The organism is Dactylosporangium sp. NPDC048998, from assembly GCF_043197855.1.
GTDB lineage: Bacteria > Actinomycetota > Actinomycetes > Mycobacteriales > Micromonosporaceae > Dactylosporangium.
In genome coordinates, this window is sequence record NZ_JBICTV010000095.1 from 1 (window position 1) to 2,043 (window position 2,043).

At 67.5% G+C, this 2,043-nt stretch carries 1 protein-coding gene; it reads right to left on the reverse strand.

Annotated elements, in window-relative coordinates; all coding sequences use genetic code 11:
- Nucleotides 1-282: 282 nt before the first annotated feature.
- Nucleotides 283-1,386 (reverse strand): kelch repeat-containing protein, encoded by a 1,104-nt coding sequence (locus ACGFI8_RS47950; RefSeq protein ID WP_392815806.1) that lies wholly within the window; start codon nt 1,384-1,386, stop codon nt 283-285.
- Nucleotides 1,387-2,043 lie beyond the last annotated feature (657 nt).

Below are 2,043 nucleotides of genomic sequence, written 5' to 3' on the forward strand. Positions count from 1 at the left end.
CCAACCCGCACTGCCGCTCGTGCGACCGGTTGATGTTCCACGTAGCCACGGTGCAGAACCACATCCGCGAGTACGGGCACGGCTGGCGCAGCCTGTACATCTGCGAGGAGTGCCGAATCACGACCTGTACCGCAACGAATTGGAACTAACGTCCGGTCGGCGCATGTGCGTTCCGACGTACGCATAAGAAGCCATTCCTGTGCACCGCCGGGCGCGGACTGCTCGGAGCGTTCGAGATCCACTTCGTGGATGAGGCCCACTGGGACACCAGCGCCGCTTGCGCTAGAGCCGAATGATCGCCAGGACGGGTTGCGTGCTTCGGGGAACGTCGCCGCCGCATGGTTGGCCGCCGTAGCGCAGGAATCGCTTGTCGCCCAGTGGAATCCAGGTGGCCGCGTCCCGGCAGGCGTCCAGTTGCCACATGCCGGTGCCGGTGAACCTGCCGATCGAGAAGCCGTGGACGTAGTAGCTGTCGATGGCCAGCCAGTTGTCCCCGTCGCGGACAGTGCGGCTGGTTTCGGTGCGGGTTCCGAGACCGGGCGTGAACGCGGCGGCGTCGAAGTCAGCTTGGCGGTCCGGCTGACCATTCGGGTCGAGGCGGTAGACCTTCGTCGTGTCGTGGTCCGAGACAGCGACGGTGATGGTGGTGCCGTCGTCGGTGACGGCGATGTTGTCGGAGATCAGCAGCCCTGGGCGCAGGACTGCGAACTGCGGTTCGGCGGGCTGGTCATGCCGGAACCGACCGAGTTGCAAGGTCCGGTTGTCGGTGCCGCGTGCGACGGTCACGATCCGGTCTGGGGAGGCCGCGAACGCGAGAACGGTGACGTGAGCATCGATTGATGTCCACGTCTTGCGTTGGGTGTCGTAGATCAGGATCAGGTTCCCGTTGCGCCCGGAACTGTCGGCACCGCCACCGATGATGATGCGGTCGCCCTGGACGATGGCCTGGGCGGACGCCAGTCCGACGGGCGCTGGGGGGATCGGCTGCCACGTGTTGGTGCGGGGGTCGAGGACGGCTCCGTCGGCGAAGACGGTGCCGCCGTTGCTGCCGCCCCAGAGGTAGACAAGGCCGGCGTGTGCGGCGGCCACGTGCCGGCTGCGCGCCGCGATCGGGCCCGGGGCGGTTCGCACAGGGGGACGGTCGGCTGCGGTCGGCACGATCCAGCCGTCCGCGATCTGCCGAGCGGCGTCGAGTTGGCCGATGGTGCCGCCCCACACGACCGCGCCGCTGTCGAAGACGGCACCGGCGGCGTTGCGTACCGGCTCCTGCGCGATCGTGATGGTGTCGACGTTGACGGGGTGTTCAGGGATCGTGTGCGCGCACCCGGCGGCGAGCAGGATCGATCCGACGGCGAGCAGTATGCGGTAGCGCTGACGGTAGGTCACGGGTCCTCTTCGCTGACGGTGACGGCCGCGCATCCCTGCAGGCCGGCGGCGTTGGTGTGCGCGGTGTGCGTGACCTCGTACCTGGCCTCTTTGAGCAAGGGCTCGACGGCGCTGAAGGGAACGACCGCGTCCCGGTCGGAGACGACATAGCAGGGGTGGACGGGCTTGTCGAGCAGGGTGGAACGGTGGACCGGCTCCGGCGGGCAGCCGGCGTGCAGCGCGGTCAGAAAGCCGGCCGTGTCCGTCCGGTTACCGCTCCAGGAGGCGGCGTCAGTCGTGAAGCCCGTGGCGCCGATCTTGGTCGAGGCGATCCGCGGATCAGCGGGCGTTGAGAATATAACGACCTATTCCCGATACATGAGGATACGCAGCCTGCCCGATGCGATATCAAGCATCGTCCACCCGCCCTGCCGCCAATAGCCTGGCGCACGAGACGAACGACGACGCTCTGGCTCCCCTGCCTCCCGGATACAGCGATTTCAATGCTCACCGGCGTGTACGCCACCAACGAACGCCGGCCCTGCCGCTGTTGCGGTCGAACGAGGCAGACGGCCGGGCGGTCGCGGGTACACCATGTTCGTCGTGATCGACTGGAACTCCTGGATCGACCCTCACTTCGGCCCCGTCGGCATCACCGTGACCGCCCTGGTGACGGCC